This is a genomic window from Methylobacterium nigriterrae, from assembly GCF_037106235.1.
Classification (GTDB): Bacteria; Pseudomonadota; Alphaproteobacteria; order Rhizobiales; family Beijerinckiaceae; genus Methylobacterium; species Methylobacterium nigriterrae.
In genome coordinates, this window is sequence record NZ_JBAWTG010000944.1 from 1 (window position 1) to 265 (window position 265).

Here is a 265-nt window from a genome sequence, read left to right on the forward strand (position 1 = left end):
GAGATACATTCGTGAGCCGCAGCTCCTCCACCCCGTTCAGCTGGATTTGCGCCGCCTCCAGCAGCTCCTCCACCCGGACAAGCTCATCCTTTAAGCGGATGCCACGCATGGAGGACACCATCTTCCGGACCTCATTGAGGGCCGTACGGGCAGTTTGCTGAACATCCTTCAGCTCGTTGCGCGCCTGCTCCGGATTTTTCGTGATCAGCCTTCGCGCCAAGTCGCTTTTTAGACCAATGAGGGAAAGCTTCTGCCCCAATGTGTC

The 265-nt window shown here is 57.7% G+C and carries 1 protein-coding gene; it reads right to left on the reverse strand.

Annotated features, from left to right (window positions below; translation table 11 throughout):
- The coding region (locus tag WDW90_RS39795; protein ID WP_336493080.1) for a histidine kinase dimerization/phosphoacceptor domain-containing protein at positions 1 to 265 on the reverse strand (265 nt) is incomplete at both ends.